Genomic DNA, 16,512 nt, shown 5'->3' with positions numbered 1-16,512 from the left:
TCCCTCACTTTACTTATCCTTGATCAAAGCTCTGAGCTGAGGTACCGATAACAATATCGTAATCAGGAACATAATAACTCCAACAGCAGAAGCTATGCCGAGCTGGTTATATTTGAAAGCGTTATTATAAAGGTAGTACATGAGTGTTACAGATGCATTGTTCGGTCCACCACCCGTCAAGAGCTGGATGACGACAAATATTTTCAATACAGCAATGATGTTGATGATGGCAATATAGATCGTCGTTGAGGTGACCGATGGAATCAGTATTTTAGTAATGACATGCCATCTGTTAGCTCCATCCACTTCTGCCGCTTCAAATAAATCTTTAGGCACTCCAATCATCGCAGCAATATAGAGAATGATCGCTTGTCCAACATTTGTCGCGAATGTAACGAATATGATAACCGGCAGTACCGTCGTTGTTTTCCCTAGTAGATTGACTGTGCCCAGACCTACTTCCTGAGATAAGTAAGAAATGAGTCCGTTAGCTGGATTCAATAGAAAGCTCCACACCATACTCATTACAACCATCGATACCATGACAGGGATATAATAACTTCCTCGAATGAATGAAACATATTTGTCATTTTTGTCGAACACGGCGGAAGCAACGAATAACGCAAAGCCTACCGTAAGGACAACGATACACACTACAAAAACAACCGTGTTCAGGAGCGCTTTGAAAAATACAGGATCATTAAATAATGTCACGTAATTGTTCAGTCCTACAAACTTCTCGCTTGTATAGCTGATCTGATACAAGCTTAGCCTTATGCCTTCAAATATTGGATAGACTAGGAAGATCAAAAAAATTAACATTTGAGGCGAAATGAACAAATAGCCCGTTAGACTTTCTTTGAAGGATTGATTACGCAGTTTCATATCGCTTTCCTTTCTAATTACCAGCCTTAAAATGATAAAACTTAAGGCTGGTAATCATGAAATGTTTATCTATTTTTGATAAATAACTGAGCTTTCTTTATTCATTTGAATCACTTGATTACCTTTAGTTTGATAATCTTTTGCCACTTCTTCAGGTGTTTTGGCACCCGTATAGAGCGCTTGAAGCTCTGGATACAGTACTTCTCTTAACTGACTGTAGCCTGGAACGTTGCCTGTGAAGTTAAACAGATATTGGGAATTTTTATCATAGGCAGCGAATAGAGGTTTCTCGTCCTTGAATTCCTCAACAACAGAACTTCTAACTGGAATGCTGTTCACTGACGATTTCACTAATTCTGGATCTGTCGAGAAAAACTTCACGAAATCTTTTGCAGCTTCGACTTTCTTTTCATCCTTCGATTGGAATACGCTTGCACCAACTACATACGTAAAGGATAGTGGATCTCCGCTTTCGGATGGAATGTTAGCAAGACGAACATCGAACTTGTTCAATTTGCCGCTTTCCATATCCGCTTTTGTGTTATTGAACAACATTGGGTTCGAGAAGCTGATCGCAAGTTGCTGGTTCTGGAACATACCGTTAGCATCGTTGGAAGATACTGATTCCGGACCAGGATTGGTGTACCCTCCATCTTTAAGATCTTTCAGCCATGCTACTGCTTTAACGCCATTAGCATCATCTAGAACAATGTTTCCTTCTTCGTCAAAGAACTTATTGCCAAACATTCTGAGATAAGCAAGGTTCCATGTATCCCCTTGAGTATTCAAAGCGAACAGGGACATTGGGTGAGTGTTGGAATATTTATCTTTTGGAAGATTTTCTTTAAGACCTTTCAAGATCTCTTCGTATTCTGCCAACGTCCAAGTTTGGATATCATTTTCTCCGCCGATATATTTCTCTAAGCCAGCGGCTCTGAACATATCAGCGTTATACGCCAGAGTACCCGGATTATGTTGGAACGGATAGAAGTAAATATCATCTCCGAACGTTACTGCGTCCCAATAGCTTTGGTCGATATCTTCTTTAGCTGCTTCATCCACAATGTCATTCAGAGGTACCATAGCTCCTCGGTGAACGTAATCACCCATGGCGAAAACGCTCTCAAAAAACACATCAGGAGGTGTGTTGCTACTGAGATTGACGTTGAGTAGCTGATCACGTTGATCACCAGCAACCACTTCTACATCTATCTTCACATCATATTTATCATATTGCTTAGCAAACTTGTCCGCTGCATGTTTTAGGAAGCTGTCATAGTCAGCGCCGGATTCCGATGCATTCACAACACCTTTCCATTGCGGTGTCAACCAAACCTTAAGATCTACCTTCTCTTTGTCGCCGGAAGTCCCTCCTGCTGATTCATTCTTGTTGCTTCCGCTACCTGTACATCCGGCAATAATTGAAGTCAACATGATTAGAGAGATAAGAACACCAATTAAGCGCTTTCTTTTCATGCAAATCTACTCCCTTTTTTTAAATATTCTAGGTGATCTATTCGTACTTGGTATTACCTGTGGTATCACTTACAATAGCGTTCTATTGTTTGATCAATCATAGTTATGACCCCATCAATCGGTGCCGAATCATCCATCGTTATTGGCTCTAGTGGACCCCTAACACTGCCAATGTTTACGCCTCTTCGATTGAGGATTTCTTTGATCACTGCGTACATCGAGCCCTGTTGCGAGCACAGTGCAATAATGATCTCCGTAATTTCACTCTGAATACTTCTTGCTTCTTCAAATTTGCCTTGTTTGATAAATGTATCCGCTTGCAAAAATAACTCAGGCATCGCACCATAAGTACCACCGATGCCTCCGTCAGCACCCATGATTCTTCCAGCGACAAATTGTTCATCTGGTCCGTTAAATACAATTACATCGTCTCCGCCAACTCTTTTGAACCTTTCAATATCCATTGTCGGCATGGAAGAGTTTTTCACACCGATCACTTTCTTGTTCTCCAGAAGCTTCGCGAACATCGATGGTGACAATGTATAGCCTGTAGTCTGAGGAATATTGTATATGATGAAATCTAGAGAAGTCGCCTCGATGATGGACGTCCAATATTTGTATACAGCACTATCCGAGAATTTGAAATAGATCGGCGGGATGGCAGACAAAGCGTCATATCCCAAAGCTTCAGCATGCTTCGCCAGTTCAATGCTATCTCGGGTAGAAGGTGCTCCCACATGGGCAATCAGTGTCATTTTCCCTTTCAATTGTTCTGCTACATAGCTAAGTGTCGCTTTACGCTCTTCCAGGTTTTGATAGATACATTCCCCTGAACTTCCGCCCACATACACCCCTTTTACTTTCTTCTCATTGAAATAATCACATAAATGTTTGGTACGTCCTTCTGAGATATTTCCTTCATCATCATAACAAGCGTAGAATGCCGGTATGATTCCATGGAACTTTTCTAAAGTCAAGTGAAATCCCCCCTGATGTTTTAAGTAATAAGCTTTACAACTGTAAGCCCTTACAACTTATCATACAAATATTGTTTTGTAAATTAATTTCACCACAATTTATATAATGAAAATTATTTCCACCATTCCAACTACGTTCTCCTGATGTTTGGTGAACCCGCTATGAAATAACAAAGAAGCACCTTCGGTTGCGAAGATGCTTCTTTCAGTTGAATACATTAGTTTAATATAGCTGCTTCGATACCAAATACCATGAACGGTCATCTTCACCATAGCCGTGTTTATGAATTGGTCGCACATTGAAGCCTAAAGAGCGATATACACGTAACATAGCTTGTTCGACCTCGTTTAATTTAATCGTACTATCTTTCGTATAGCCAAACATTTCATGCTTGTAGTGGTTGTACCCCTTCATTTTCGCAAATGGCACTAATTCTTTGAAAATATGTTTCATAATTGATTCGCCATCCACTTGTTTATACTGGAAATCTAGATGAGTACCTCTGTCTCTTGGACTGATCGGCACAAAACGAAGTTCCATATTGAAATATTCGTCGTGTTGTCCAATAAACCTTAAAGTTGTCCTACCTATCACTTTCGTATCTGTAATCGTCATATACTGTTTGACGATGCGTGAAAAATAGTCGACATAGGTTTGCTGTTTTGCCGTCTCTGAATCAATCCTGCCATCCTCTTGAATCGACTGACGAAGTAGTTCATTTTGAATATCCTTCTGATCCCCGATCCAATAAAATGAACGATCTTCGTAATCAAAACCCGATTGATTAAAAATAGTATTGCTATATCGGATATGTATAACATTAATACTATTTTGAAGGGCTACTTTTTTCACCGTTTGCGCAATCGCATTTGCTATTTCTGATTTGATATTAGCGCTACCAACTGATTCATATTTAATTTCTAACACACGTTCACTTTCCATCAGAAAATCAAACGTAGAGGTTAAGTATACGATTTTAAAAACAACCCCATAGTGTTCACCGTTTTTTGGCTTTACAGCGATCGTTTCATCGTATAAAGAATGATTGGGATTAGGTAAAGACCTCGTTGCAACCCAATCCGAATGTGAAAACTGCTGTAAAAATGCTACCTCGTATTCATTCAACGGTTTATTCATGGTTTAACTCCACTCCTCTTCATCTGCTTGCTCATGTTGTATGTTGTAGTTGAGCCCTTCTATCTTAAAATAGAACGTTGCATATATAATAGATCATATGTGCACGTATAGTAAATGCCAATAGAGTCGTATATAGAAAATAGCCATTTGGGGTTATATACGATTTCACTTTAGGCCGGCGGGAATGACGAATGGACATATGTTCGTTAGGCCATGGGCCAATGGAAATAGGGAAGGCCCCTGTATTTGAGCTCTTCCCTATACCATCTGTTAATCATTCACTTACTTGTTTCTTTCCGAACGATTGGAGCTACCTTCGTAGCTAATAGCTCAATACCACTAGCAACTTTATGGAAAGGTAAACCACCAATATCCATCTGGGCAATGAATCGTTTATGTCCAAAGAGCTCATACTGACGGAGGATTTTCTCCACGATCTGTTGAGGACTACCCACGAACAAGGCCGTATCCGGACTTGCCATATGTTCAAAGTCAGCTTGTGTCATTCTGAATGCCATCCCTCGCTGACGGTTCACATGTGACCAATAATTCGAATAATACGGATAGAATTCGCGTTTGGCTTGTTGTGTTGTCTCAGAGATGTAGGCATGACCTGTGACACCCAATTTTAGATTTTCAAGATCATGCCCCGCTTGTACCCCTGCCTCTCGATATGCTTCCACCAATGGCATGAAGCGCATAGGGTCACCGCCGAGCATGGCTATAGCCATCCCCACGCCTAAACGACCTGCGCGAGCTGCGCTCTCCACCGTACCTCCGACACCGACCCATATGGGTAACTGCTTCTGTACAGGCCGGGGAGCAATATCAGCATTCCTTAACCGGGAACGAAATTGACCATTCCACGTGACTATCTCATCATGGTTAAGTTTCAAAAACAAATCCATATGTTCTGAAAACAACGCATCATAGTCATTGGTGTCATAACCGAATAGTGGAAAAGATTCAATGAATGCACCCCGACCAGCGATGATTTCTGCACGTCCGTTCGATATCAAATCTAACGTGGCAAAGTCCTCGAACAGGCGAACGGGGTCCACTGTGCTTAATACGGTGGTTGTGCTTGTCAGTTTGATACGTTCAGTTATTTGTGCAATGGCTGCTAATACAACTGGGGGAGCTGATACAGCGTAATCTAATCGGTGGTGTTCCCCGACACCAAATATATCGAGGCCAGCCTCGTCAGCAAGTTTTGCCGCCTGGATGATCTCCTTCATTCGTTGCTGGGCATTCACCGATTGACCCGTGTGAGGATCTGGGCATAGATCAGCTAGGGAGTAGATCCCAATCTCAATCCCAGAATGTATAGCTTGCTCTTCCACTCCCATATCATTTCACCCCATAATGGTTTTAGATTAAAGCTTCAAAATAATACATAACATTCATACATAGTCAGTCTTTACTCAACATTTTTTTTGCGGAAAATCACATTATCTAATGCCAGGAAGGTTTTGCTTTTTAACGCAAGATAGATCGCCATGGCAAACAAAGCCAAATCAAGTTCATAACCCGCCATCTGCCCATTGCCCAGGAATCCAACCGCTAATTTAACCTTAATGGTTGCAACAGCCAAGATAATGGCTAATAGACCCGCAACGATTCTTGTTCCAAGCCCTAACACCAAGGCAATACCACCAACTAATTCAATGATCGCTACAATGTAAGCTGAGAATCCTGGAAGTCCTAAACTTTCAAAAAAGTCTACTGTATATCCAATTCCGCCTTGGAACTTGACATATCCGTGTACCAGGAATACGATCCCTAAAATTACCCTTAACAATGTTGAACCCCACTCTTCTTTCCTTACCACTACTAAACACTCCTTCATTATGATGATTTTTGTGTGTAGGCTAACCACATAGATCAATGACGAACACTAAGATCAGTCAGATTGCCAGTTAGTTAGTTACTTTATAACAGTGATTATATTTATAATATTTAATTCCGTCAAGTGCGTATTTATAAAAAAGTAATTATTATACATTAAGAATGTGTTATAGTAGTCATATAAAGGAGTGATTTCTTTGGATAAAACGATTTGTCCCCGATTTGAAAAAGCCATGCGTATATTAAGCCAAAGATGGACTGGCATGATTATTTACCAATTGATGTCTGGTCCACATCGTTTCTGTACTCTTGAATCTGCCATCGGACTAAGCGGCAAAGTACTTTCGGAGAGATTGAAAGACTTGGAGAACGAGGGAATTGTACAAAGGGATGTTTATGCAGAGACTCCAGTACGAATCGAATACTCGTTGACAGATAAGGGACTTGCATTCGAGCCAATTATGAGGAGTATAGAAGATTGGTCACAATATTGGCTAGAAGTAGAAGCAGAAGTAGAAGTATCATAAATAGCTTTTTTGTTCACTTTACAACAATCAGTTCACAGCGTGCCAAGAAATCATGCAATACCATGTCAGGAATTGGGTACTAAATGATCTACAATCCCAAAAAGGCAGTGGGAACTTACCACTGCCTCTACTAATCCTGCCATCATGTTATCTCATGAAGAAGTATGAATTTCCTCAGATCTTCGTACACCTTTCCCATACGATTCAATAACCGTTCACAAAGTTGGAGATAGTTTCTATTTCGTCTTCTCTAAGTTCTCTTTCGACGTGTTTCTCGTATGCCTCAATTATTTTCTGTTGATCACCACGGAAGATCTCTGTGTATTTTGCGACAGTTCTAAGCTTGGTTACTTCCTGTTTGAATTCCTCTTTTGAGATCGGCTTTTGGTGCGAAGGGATATACGTATCCGCATCAAATAACTCCAATTCATCTAATAACCGAAGTGTTTCCTCGATGGTGTAGTTATCGTTTTCAGAGAAAATATCAGGATATATGCAGTCTCCCAAGAAGAGAATTTTTTCTTCCACAACATACACAATGACTGAATCTGCAGCGTGATTTCCTCCAACATGTTGAAGGACACAGGTTACCCCTCCAAGATCAATAACCACTCGGTTATCAAACGTTACATCCGGCAAGGTAATTGTAATATCCCGGTGTTCCTTGAACTCCTCCTTGATGGCCTTCGCACAAAATTCGATCTCAGATCCTTCTTTCACTCGTGCATCTATAGCCTCGTCAGACCATGAGAGCGGGATTAGCTTCTCCATTTCCTTTTTTGTTTCACTGGAAGCTATTGAAATGGTATCCGTTAAAGCCGAAAGTCCAAAGATATGATCCCAATGCCAATGCGTAAGAACCACGATATCCGGATTGGGTACTTCCCTTTCTGAAAGTTCTTTCAAAAAATACTGAACATGATCTTCCGAATTGCCTGCATCAATCATTAATGTCTTGTTCGTTCCTACCACCATTCCTAGAATGGGCCGGTCAGTTACCGATATTGGAGTGATGTACCAAAAGTTGTTCCCTATTTTGTTAATGGAATGCATAAAGACTTACCTCCTTCTTTATAGTATTACCAACTTTCACTGCAAGAATGTCAAGTGAATCTGTTTGTGGGTAATAGCGAATTAGGCAAAAAAAATTGAATGCGGCATACCTCCCGCATCCAATTTATTTTCTTCTGATCTACAACTACGGTTAAGAATTTATTTCTTAACTGTGCTGTTATATTGGTTGATTTTCTCCGTAATCTGTTTTGCCGCAGCGTCCAATGCTTCTTGTGGTGTTCCTTGTCCATTCAATACCGTTTCAATCGCCCCTTCGACAAGCTGTCTTGCTTCTGGGAATACACCCATAACTGCGCCAGATGTTGCAGTCGACTCAGCTGAGGCATGTAATTGATCGACTGCTGTCTGGAATTGTGGATATTTCGCCATATTATCCTTCAATACTTGCTCATCGTATGCAGCTGTCGTAATAGGGAAGTATCCTGTCGCTACACTCCAGTTCGCTTGCACTTCAGGGGTAGCCAGATATTTGATAAATTCCCAAGCTGCTTGTTGTTGTGCCTCCGATTTGTTATTCATGATGTACAAACTTGCGCCACCGACAACGACGCCACCTTCTTTGGCATCAGCCGGACGAGGCAGGAAGCCTGTTCCCAGTTCAAACTTACCGCCAGATCCTTCAACAATTTTACGCAATCCTGCAGTTGAGTCCAGTGTCATACCAATCTGTTGTGCCGTAAATGCTGCGGTTGTATCATCCGTACTACGCCCCAGATTAGAGACGGTTTTCTCGTCGATCATCTTTTTCCACCACGTTAGTGTCTTCACACCTGCTTCGGAATTCAGCAATGATTCAGTGGCTGCTTCACTTCTTCCGTTTCCATTGTTTACATAATCCGCATTCTGGTTAGCAAAAAATTGTTCCATAAACCAGCCGTAAATGGCCATAGATGCTGCTGGTTTGCCATCCTTGGATAACGCCTTGGCAGCTTGCTCGAATTCTTCATAGGTCTTTGGCGGATTCTCCGGATCCAGACCTGCAGCTTTAAACATATCTTTGTTATAATACAAAATCGGGTTGGATGTATTAAACGGCATCGCATTCAGTTTACCATCAATCGTGTAGTAACGAATAATGTTCGGCTCCAATTGAGACAAATCAAACTTGTCCTTGTCAATGAACTCCTGCACGGGTGTAATCATGCCCGAGTCGATCATAAATTTACTGCCGATCTCGTAGACCTGAATAATATCGGGACCACTGTCTGAACCCATGGAAGCCTTGAGTTTATTCAAACTCTCATCATATTTTCCCTGATAGATCGCTTTAACCTGAATATCAGGATGTTTGGCATTAAAATCAGAAGCGAGTTGATTAATCGCTTTCTCACCTGCACCGGACATGGAATGCCACCATGTCAATTGGGTCGTTTGCGCTTCAGCAGCATCCGCTGGTGCTCCGCTCGCTGGACTGCTTGTTTCCGTTTTGCTGCCACATGCGGAGATGACCAACATTAACGCAGCCAGCATAAGTGCAAAGGTTCCTCTTTTTTTCAAACGATATCCCACAATAATCTCTCTCCTTTTATATAGGTCGCGTTCATATGAAGTGGAAGGCGAACCTGCGTTTATTCGATCAGTCTTTCAAAGGCTCGGATGGCAATGCCTTAGTAGGGCTTGTCTCCAATGTCTCCAATGATTGGACTTCGTTTATCCCTTAAGCGCACCTGCTGCCATACCTCGAACCAGCTGTTTCAGACCAAAGATCAGCAGCAGTAAGGATGGCAGAATCACCATCGCTGTTCCGGCAAATACCAGATTCCATGCGGTCGATTCCTGGAATTCCAGCATCGAAATTCCAATCTGGGCGGTTCGCATCTCAGGTGTGTTTGTTACAAGCAACGGCCAGAGATACGAGTTGTACATGTTCAGGAATGAATAGATGGCTAACGTACCCAGAGCTGGACGGGACAACGGAAGTACGTGTGAGATGAAATAACGAATATGTCCACATCCGTCCATTCTTGCTGCTTCGAACAACTCTTTGGGTAGCTGCAGGAAAAACTGTCTTAGCAGAAATGTGCCGAATGCGGTTGCTAAGAACGGCACTGTCAGTCCTTGATAACTATCGAGCCATCCCCAGCTACGAATCGTTAAATAGTTCGGAATCATCGTCACTTCCCATGGAATCATCATGGTAGCAACAAACATGCTGAAGACGACATTCTTCCCCTTGAACTGCATTTTGGCAAAAGCGTATGCAGCCATACTCGCTGTGATTAATTGACCAACTGTAGTCAAACCAGCTACGAGAAAGGTGTTACCGATGAATCGTGCAATCGGTACAATGTCGAACACCTCCGCGAAGTTGGACAATTCAACAGCAGTGGGGATGATGTGCGGCGGATATGCACTTGCTTCCTCAGGTGTCATGACAGCCATGAAGAAGGTATACATTACCGGATACAGTACCAATGCGGCACAGATTGTCAGCAGAACATAGAGCAATGTTTGGGTCCATTTTGCACTCATTGGTAATGCACTTTCCTTTCTACCCATTTGAACTGAAGCAGGGTGAGCAACATAATAACTGCGAACAGAATTAATGCTTGCGCACTGCCTGTCCCAAAACGGAAGTTAACAAATGCTTCCTGGTAGATGGAATACACAAATACATTTGTGCTGTCCATCGGCCCCCCACGGGTGAGAATGTTGATCTGACCAAAGGATTGAAATGCACCGATGATGGATACGACCGTCACAAAAAACAAAGTTGGTGACAGCAGCGGCATGGAGATTTTACGAAATGTCAGCAAGGGACCGGCACCGTCAATTTTGGCACTTTCATAGATCTCATCCGGGATGCCTTGCAGACCGCTGGATAGAATAATGTAGTTGAAACCCAGATTCATCCAGATCGTCATGATCGAAATTGAAATTAATGCCCAATCCGGGCTGGTCAACCACGGGATCGGATCAATGCCTATTTTGCCAAGCAGATAATTAAGCATCCCCAGCGTCGGATGGAAGAGAAACTTCCAAATAACTGCTGACGAGCCAACCGATAATACAACGGGTAGTGAAAACACAAACTGGAACACACGCATTCCCTTGAAGCGATTATGGGTCAGAGCAGCCAGTATTAAAGAAGCGATGATCCCCGTTGGCACCGTAAACAGAACAAATAATAATGTCACTTTCATCCCTTGCATAAACAAACCTGACTGAAACACGGCTTTGAAGTTATCCAGTCCAACGTAAGCCGCAATCTGTCCTGTCGGATCGGTAGAATGCAGACTCAAGTACACCGATTTAAACATCGGGTAGAATAGAAACACAGCAAATAATAGTAGCGATGGTGCCAGAAAACCATAGGCCAGCAGGTTCTCCCTCATACGCTGTAACCGCAGTGAAGTTGTCCGTTGCTTGCGTGTACTTGAGGTTATACGCTGTTTTACGGCAGGCAAGCTGATCTGGTTATCAAGATCACTCATCTGAAGTTCTTCCTCCTTGATTGCACTTCTTGAATTTACACTTTCGGCGTACAAGCTCAGAGATGACCGAAGCTCATACCCACGACCTCTAGTTTAATTTTCTAATGTCACGGCAAAATGGAACTTGTATCAAATTAAAGTTAATCCTCACCTGACCGTTTTACATAAATTAACACAGATCAGATCCGCTGTTTCAGCCTTCACAAATGCGCAAAAAACCGCGTGGGTGCTCCAATCTGGACTTTCCCCTGCGGTTAGTTGTGTAAATTCGATATTAAATATGATTTGTATGAGGACCATTCTCGTTTTACAATAATCAGCTATTCGAATGCATTCATTGCCCCTATGAACCATTGAACGGGTAGGAAACGTTCTTAGATTATCGATTAAGATGGTATGGTACGGTCGTAACAATCACGTCTTTATAGTTAATCAGATAGGCCCGAATCATAAAACTGGTCTGGTTATGAAGTACATTTTGCCACCAGTGCTTCGTAATAAATTGGGGAATCAGGATCGTAATATGATCTGTATCGGCTATTTTCCATTCAACAGTATCAATGAATTTCTTCAGCGGCCCCATAATACTGCGGTACCTTGATTTGATGACGACCAGACGTACACCAGGATTCCATTCCTCCCACTTCTGCTCCATCTTGCGAATGGCCTCATCGTCAAAGCCGATATACAGCGCCACCACATGATCAGACATCGTTTGGGCGTAACTGATGGTATTCATCACTACCCGAGTAATCCCCGCTACCGGAATGACAATCGTATTGCCTTTCTTAGCGGGTCTATCCACCCGAATATCAATTCGCAGTTCATCAGCGATGTTGCAATAATGGTTGCGAATGCGCATGAATACATAAACCACAAGTGGCAAAAAGATAAAGATCACCCAGGTCTGCGTGAACTTCGTAAAAATAAAAATCAGCGTAATGGATAACGTTGTCACCATCCCGATGGTATTCACGAGCAGCTTGCTCTTCCAGCCGGACGGCTTGATTTTGATCCAGCGAATCATCATGCCGAGTTGAGACAAAGTGAACGGAATGAACACCCCCACCGCATAGAGCGGAATCAGGCTCCCAGTATCCCCCTTAAATCCCACGACTAACAGTGCAGACATAACGCTGAGAAAAATAATACCGTTGGAGAAACCCAGCCGATCTCCTCGCACCATAAACATATGTGGCATATATTTATCTTTTGCCATCATGAAGGATAACAGTGGAAACGCCGAGTATGCTGTATTCGCAGCCAAGAACAAGATCAACGCTGTTACACCCTGGATGATAAAATACATCCACCCCCTGCCAAAGGTTGCTTCGGCAATCTGGGAAATGACCGTTGCTTTAGGATCAGGCTGGATGCCGTAGCCAAAGGCTAATAACGTGATACCTATGAACATGGCTCCGAGAATACAGCCCATGAGTAACAATGTCCCGGCAGCATTTTTCTCCGCAGGCTGCTTGAAGTTCGGAATCGCGTTACTTACCGCCTCTACCCCGGTTAACGCCGAGCAGCCAGAGCTGAACGCTTTCAGTAGCAGGAAGATACTCACATGGGATAGACTTGTTCCGAATTCTGGCGCTGCAGCATGTATACCACCTGTCAAAAATTTGATGCCACCGGAAATGATGAGAATGGCAATCGAAAATATAAACAGATATATAGGGATTGCCAGCACCGATGCCGACTCTGTAACCCCTCGCAAATTCATAACCGTCAGAAAGAGAATCATAATAAGTGCGATAACGATACTATAATCATGCAATACAGGGAAAGCAGAGGTGATCGCATCTGTCCCCGCGGATGAACTTACAGCCACGGTGAGGATATAATCGACCAGCAATGAACCTCCGGCAATCAGACTAGGAGTCGTACCGAGGTTATCTTTGGCTACAATATAAGCGCCGCCCCCTGTGGGATAAGCAAATATGGTCTGGCGATAGGAGAAAATTAAAATGACGAGCAATCCCAGTACAGCGATCGAAATCGGGACTGAGTACCATAGCGCGGCAAATCCAGCAGCAATGAGCACAAGCAAAATCTGTTCCGTACCATAGGCGACAGAGGATAAAGCATCGGAAGATAGGATGGCGAGTGCCTTCCATTTCCCCAATTTTTCTGCATCCAATTCAGCCGACTTCATTGGCTTGCCAATTAATATTCTCTTCATTTTGCCAAGCATGATCATAACTTCCTTCCATCTCTTATCTGTTAATTTTTTTCTTTTTATCTGTGAAGCATTGTTATTATGCAAAATCGCAGAGCCATTGACAATATGTCATTTCACCCGAAAATCGCCAGCGCGTGATAATGCATTCTACAATTCAATAATCGATAACAAAGCCTTTCTTACCCAGCAAATTGAACGTATTTGAGCTAAATTGGCGGTTGTTTGCCTGAAAAAGGAAAAAGCCTTCGGCTCGGAGAACCAAAGGCAGTCATTACTTTTTCATACGGCTAGCTATATATATCAATAATGTCATATCAAAGTGATGTGAAGTTTGTATGCAACTAAACTTTAAATGATACCGGGGCGCGGCGTTACGCCGAATTGCTGTGCAAGTGCACGCAGCTGCTCATCCGTAATCCGCTGACGGATATCGTGACCGGCAACCAGCATATATACTTGAGCGGCCTTCTCAATCGTCTCAATGAGACCAAATGCTTCGTCGATCGTTGTGCCTGTTCCAAATATGCCATGCTGCGGCCAGATCACCGCGTGGTATTCCTTCATTTTCTCCGCGGTTGCGCGGCCAATCTCATTCGACCCAGGCATCATCCATGGGATAATGCCAACGCCATCTGGAAAGACCACCACACATTCGGTGCACATCTGCCAAAGTGTCTTGGTAAACTTGGCCTCATCCAGCTCGTGGATGAAGGTCATCGCAAGTAGATGTGTCGCGTGGTTGTGCATGACAACCCGGTGATTCGGGTCTTTTTTCAACCGCTCCATATGACTCATAAAATGGGTTGGCAGTTCACTTGTCGGGTCCGCGTTGCCTCTCAGACCCCATAGCACCTCAAGCTCCTGTCCGTTCGCCGATACACGAAGCACACCCAGATTACCCTCCGGATCTGCCAGCACGTTTTTGAAATATTTGCCCGATGCCGTGACGATAAAATACTGTCCTGCCAGTTCTTCTACAGAGAAGACTGGTTTCAGAGTCCGGATCACCTGATGGATATCGATGTATGGCGCAACCTCCTCCTCATTCAGCAGATAACTCACATTGCCGCCATTGCGCTCATCCCAGCCATTCTTCCACATATGTTGTGTAATCTCTGCCATCTCGCGTACAAATGGAATATGAAAACCGGCAGATGGAGATTGAAGTCTCTCACGTTCAGTATGAAGGGGCACGTTCATGTTGATCCTCTCCTATATTCAACTTTAAATAAGTGTGGCCTAACAGAAGTACGTTCCTTTTTTCACATTCATTATATCTTTGTTTTATACTGTTCGTCAATACAGATCACAGATATTATTTTTATTTATTTTTGTTTATGTTTGTTTTTCAATTTTAGAAAAGAGCAAAAAAAATACCCCACCGTGATCCGGCAGGGTCAATTAAACAATATATTTTAACACGAGAAGGGGTTTACATTGGTTATCTTATCTCTTTTACCTTAATAGAAGCTGAAAGCGAAATAAAAATACCATAAAAACGCAGACTTTACGTTACGTCATGTCACACCATGACACGTTACGGTATTTATGGTGTGACTTTCAATTTATAGTGAACAATTTCGGCAATGCGTTCAATACTTCAACGCCTCTCCAAAATTTCACTTTAACGCGTACTATTATTTTTTCGTAAAGTATAGAAAGGCTGCATCGTACCTGTGGCCTTATCCCTCCGCTCATCCGTTTGCTCAAAACCCAATTGGATCAAAATATGACACGCTGCTTGATCATCAGGATGATGACCTGCAACCAGAGCCGATACCCCTAATTGCTCAAAAGCATAATCAACAACAGCCTGTGCTGCTTCCTGTGCATAGCCTTGTCCCCAGTGATCCCGAGTCAGCAAAAAACCGAGCTCATAGATATTCTTATCTGGTTCATATGTACACAGGCCGCAGCAGCCAACAAATACGTCTGAATCTTTCTGAAAAAGAGCCCAGTACTGTACACCTTCCTGTTTCTCCCGCTCAATTTCTTGGGCTAACCTCGCCTCTACTTCCTCTTCACTCAGTACATCACTGTGGCTAATCCAACGAGTCACCTCATGATCACCCCAGAGTGCAAATGCAAGTGCATGATCTTCTTCGTCCCAGGTCGTAAATAGAAGTCGCTCAGACTCCAATACAATGGTTCGTCTACTTTTCATGATCAATCAACCTCCCGATTCTTAAGCATAATCTCAACATGCGGTTATACTATTCAATTAATCGTACTTAGCCTCGAGTAAACTCTTTGAGTTTACATTCATGTATCTTCCGGTGAACGAATGGAAAAGAAATTAAAAATAACCCCCGCCGACAATGTCGGCAGAGGTCCAACCGTTCCTCAATACTGCCCGGAACTAAGCATACAACATATAAAAGTTCAATTCATGACCCAGCTGTTTGAGATAGTTATAGAGCTGTGAACGATGGTGGAACAGATGCGTCAGCGTTTCGATCTGCCATTGTGCTTGTAGATGTCCATGCTCCGCATAGAAGGCTTTGGTAGAGCGATTCAGATAGTCCTCTTCACTAAGACTTGTGATATAGGCTTTGTATGCCTCCAGATTACTCCACAGTGTCTTTTCCAGTTGCTCGATATCTAGATCACCCGATAAGCTGTTCTCTACGAGACCGACCTCAGCCTCGTCTTTCTCCTGCATGATTGCAAGATCGGAAGCGGTAATCTGGATGAAATGATGCACCAGCTCAGCCAGTGAGCGCATATTGTCTTGGGGCCGATATGTCCAGTCCTCTGAACGAATCAATCGAATTAGTGAAGCACCTGTGCGCACACCCGTTTCCAATTCCTTTAATAAATGTTCTCGAATCTGCAAAGTTCCATTCATGTGTTAACGCTCCTTTGTCGTGAGTCATGCTTAGAGTATAACAGGAGATGTTTCCGTTTGATCCTATTTTTTGGACAACATCTAACTATTTGAAGTTTTCAGGAAGAACATTATAATGGA

At 42.8% G+C, this 16,512-nt stretch carries 15 protein-coding genes; 1 reads left to right on the top strand and 14 read right to left on the bottom strand.

The genetic code is table 11. The annotated features are described in order from the left end of the window. Positions 1–9 precede the first annotated feature (9 nt). From PQG66_RS17300 to PQG66_RS17275, 6 genes are all read right to left on the bottom strand, one after another. Positions 10–885 (bottom strand): carbohydrate ABC transporter permease, encoded by an 876-nt coding sequence (locus PQG66_RS17300; RefSeq protein WP_272038983.1) that lies wholly within the window; start codon positions 883–885, stop codon positions 10–12. 69 nt (positions 886–954) lie between these two features. Continuing rightward, positions 955–2,361 carry an ABC transporter substrate-binding protein gene (locus PQG66_RS17295; RefSeq protein WP_272038982.1) on the bottom strand — a complete coding sequence of 469 codons (1,407 nt, stop codon included), beginning with the start codon at positions 2,359–2,361 and terminating at the stop codon, positions 955–957. A 65-nt stretch (positions 2,362–2,426) separates the two neighbouring features. Next, positions 2,427–3,338 carry a dihydrodipicolinate synthase family protein gene (locus PQG66_RS17290; RefSeq protein ID WP_272038981.1) on the bottom strand — a complete coding sequence of 304 codons (912 nt, stop codon included), beginning with the start codon at positions 3,336–3,338 and terminating at the stop codon, positions 2,427–2,429. A 223-nt stretch (positions 3,339–3,561) separates the two neighbouring features. Then, on the bottom strand, positions 3,562–4,476 hold the full coding sequence (locus tag PQG66_RS17285) for a hypothetical protein (protein WP_272038980.1): 915 nt from the start codon (positions 4,474–4,476) through the stop codon (positions 3,562–3,564). A 278-nt stretch (positions 4,477–4,754) separates the two neighbouring features. After that, positions 4,755–5,825: an LLM class flavin-dependent oxidoreductase gene (locus tag PQG66_RS17280; protein ID WP_272038979.1), complete on the bottom strand. Its 1,071-nt coding sequence runs from the start codon at positions 5,823–5,825 to the stop codon at positions 4,755–4,757. Between the two features lie 71 nt (positions 5,826–5,896). After that, entirely contained in the window at positions 5,897–6,307 is a 411-nt protein-coding gene (locus PQG66_RS17275; protein WP_272038978.1) for a DoxX family protein, read from the bottom strand. 214 nt (positions 6,308–6,521) lie between these two features. On the opposite strand from PQG66_RS17275, the gene PQG66_RS17270 reads away from it, so the two are divergent. After that, the gene (locus PQG66_RS17270; RefSeq protein WP_272038977.1) at positions 6,522–6,851 is read left to right on the top strand and encodes a winged helix-turn-helix transcriptional regulator; all 330 of its coding nucleotides are present in this window, start codon (positions 6,522–6,524) and stop codon (positions 6,849–6,851) included. A 204-nt stretch (positions 6,852–7,055) separates the two neighbouring features. Here the strand turns inward: PQG66_RS17270 and PQG66_RS17265 are convergent, their stop codons facing one another. The 8 genes from PQG66_RS17265 to PQG66_RS17230 all read right to left on the bottom strand — a co-directional run bounded on the left by PQG66_RS17265 (position 7,056) and on the right by PQG66_RS17230 (position 16,392). After that, complete coding sequence (locus tag PQG66_RS17265; protein ID WP_272038976.1) at positions 7,056–7,904, bottom strand: MBL fold metallo-hydrolase; 849 nt, start codon at positions 7,902–7,904, stop codon at positions 7,056–7,058. A gap of 159 nt (positions 7,905–8,063) precedes the next feature. Beyond that, positions 8,064–9,437 (bottom strand): ABC transporter substrate-binding protein, encoded by a 1,374-nt coding sequence (locus PQG66_RS17260; protein ID WP_442955122.1) that lies wholly within the window; start codon positions 9,435–9,437, stop codon positions 8,064–8,066. A gap of 138 nt (positions 9,438–9,575) precedes the next feature. Continuing rightward, positions 9,576–10,397 carry a carbohydrate ABC transporter permease gene (locus PQG66_RS17255; RefSeq protein WP_272038975.1) on the bottom strand — a complete coding sequence of 274 codons (822 nt, stop codon included), beginning with the start codon at positions 10,395–10,397 and terminating at the stop codon, positions 9,576–9,578. Further along, on the bottom strand, positions 10,394–11,359 hold the full coding sequence (locus PQG66_RS17250; RefSeq protein WP_272038974.1) for a carbohydrate ABC transporter permease: 966 nt from the start codon (positions 11,357–11,359) through the stop codon (positions 10,394–10,396). The genes PQG66_RS17255 and PQG66_RS17250 overlap by 4 nt, the downstream gene beginning before the upstream one ends. 379 nt (positions 11,360–11,738) lie before the next feature. Beyond that, positions 11,739–13,556, bottom strand: coding sequence for an APC family permease (locus tag PQG66_RS17245; RefSeq protein ID WP_272038973.1), 1,818 nt, complete (start codon positions 13,554–13,556; stop codon positions 11,739–11,741). Between the two features lie 336 nt (positions 13,557–13,892). Further along, a complete protein-coding gene (gene rhaD / locus PQG66_RS17240) occupies positions 13,893–14,744 on the bottom strand; it encodes a rhamnulose-1-phosphate aldolase (protein ID WP_272038972.1) in 852 nt (283 codons plus the stop codon). Between the two features lie 424 nt (positions 14,745–15,168). Further along, positions 15,169–15,708 (bottom strand): GNAT family N-acetyltransferase, encoded by a 540-nt coding sequence (locus PQG66_RS17235; protein ID WP_272038971.1) that lies wholly within the window; start codon positions 15,706–15,708, stop codon positions 15,169–15,171. A gap of 195 nt (positions 15,709–15,903) precedes the next feature. Then, positions 15,904–16,392 (bottom strand): DinB family protein, encoded by a 489-nt coding sequence (locus PQG66_RS17230; RefSeq protein WP_272038970.1) that lies wholly within the window; start codon positions 16,390–16,392, stop codon positions 15,904–15,906. Positions 16,393–16,512: the final 120 nt, after the last annotated feature.

Origin of the sequence: Paenibacillus sp. JJ-100 (assembly GCF_948329825.1) — a bacterium.
Classification (GTDB): domain Bacteria; phylum Bacillota; class Bacilli; order Paenibacillales; family Paenibacillaceae; genus Paenibacillus.
Note: the sequence above shows the minus strand (reverse complement) of the source record. Positions and strands in the feature narration are given on the sequence as shown.

Bases quoted from the DNA above. Each gene is read 5' to 3' on its own strand.
- PQG66_RS17245 (WP_272038973.1), bottom strand. From the start codon at position 13,556: ATGCTTGGCAAAATGAAGAGAATATTAATTGGCAAGCCAATGAAGTCG.
- PQG66_RS17265 (WP_272038976.1), bottom strand. From the start codon at position 7,904: ATGCATTCCATTAACAAAATAGGGAACAACTTTTGGTACATCACTCCA.
- PQG66_RS17280 (WP_272038979.1), bottom strand. From the start codon at position 5,825: ATGGGAGTGGAAGAGCAAGCTATACATTCTGGGATTGAGATTGGGATC.
- rhaD (WP_272038972.1), bottom strand. From the start codon at position 14,744: ATGAACGTGCCCCTTCATACTGAACGTGAGAGACTTCAATCTCCATCT.
- PQG66_RS17300 (WP_272038983.1), bottom strand. From the start codon at position 885: ATGAAACTGCGTAATCAATCCTTCAAAGAAAGTCTAACGGGCTATTTG.
- PQG66_RS17230 (WP_272038970.1), bottom strand. From the start codon at position 16,392: ATGAATGGAACTTTGCAGATTCGAGAACATTTATTAAAGGAATTGGAA.
- PQG66_RS17295 (WP_272038982.1), bottom strand. From the start codon at position 2,361: ATGAAAAGAAAGCGCTTAATTGGTGTTCTTATCTCTCTAATCATGTTG.
- PQG66_RS17285 (WP_272038980.1), bottom strand. From the start codon at position 4,476: ATGAATAAACCGTTGAATGAATACGAGGTAGCATTTTTACAGCAGTTT.
- PQG66_RS17250 (WP_272038974.1), bottom strand. From the start codon at position 11,359: ATGAGTGATCTTGATAACCAGATCAGCTTGCCTGCCGTAAAACAGCGT.
- PQG66_RS17255 (WP_272038975.1), bottom strand. From the start codon at position 10,397: ATGAGTGCAAAATGGACCCAAACATTGCTCTATGTTCTGCTGACAATC.
- PQG66_RS17235 (WP_272038971.1), bottom strand. From the start codon at position 15,708: ATGAAAAGTAGACGAACCATTGTATTGGAGTCTGAGCGACTTCTATTT.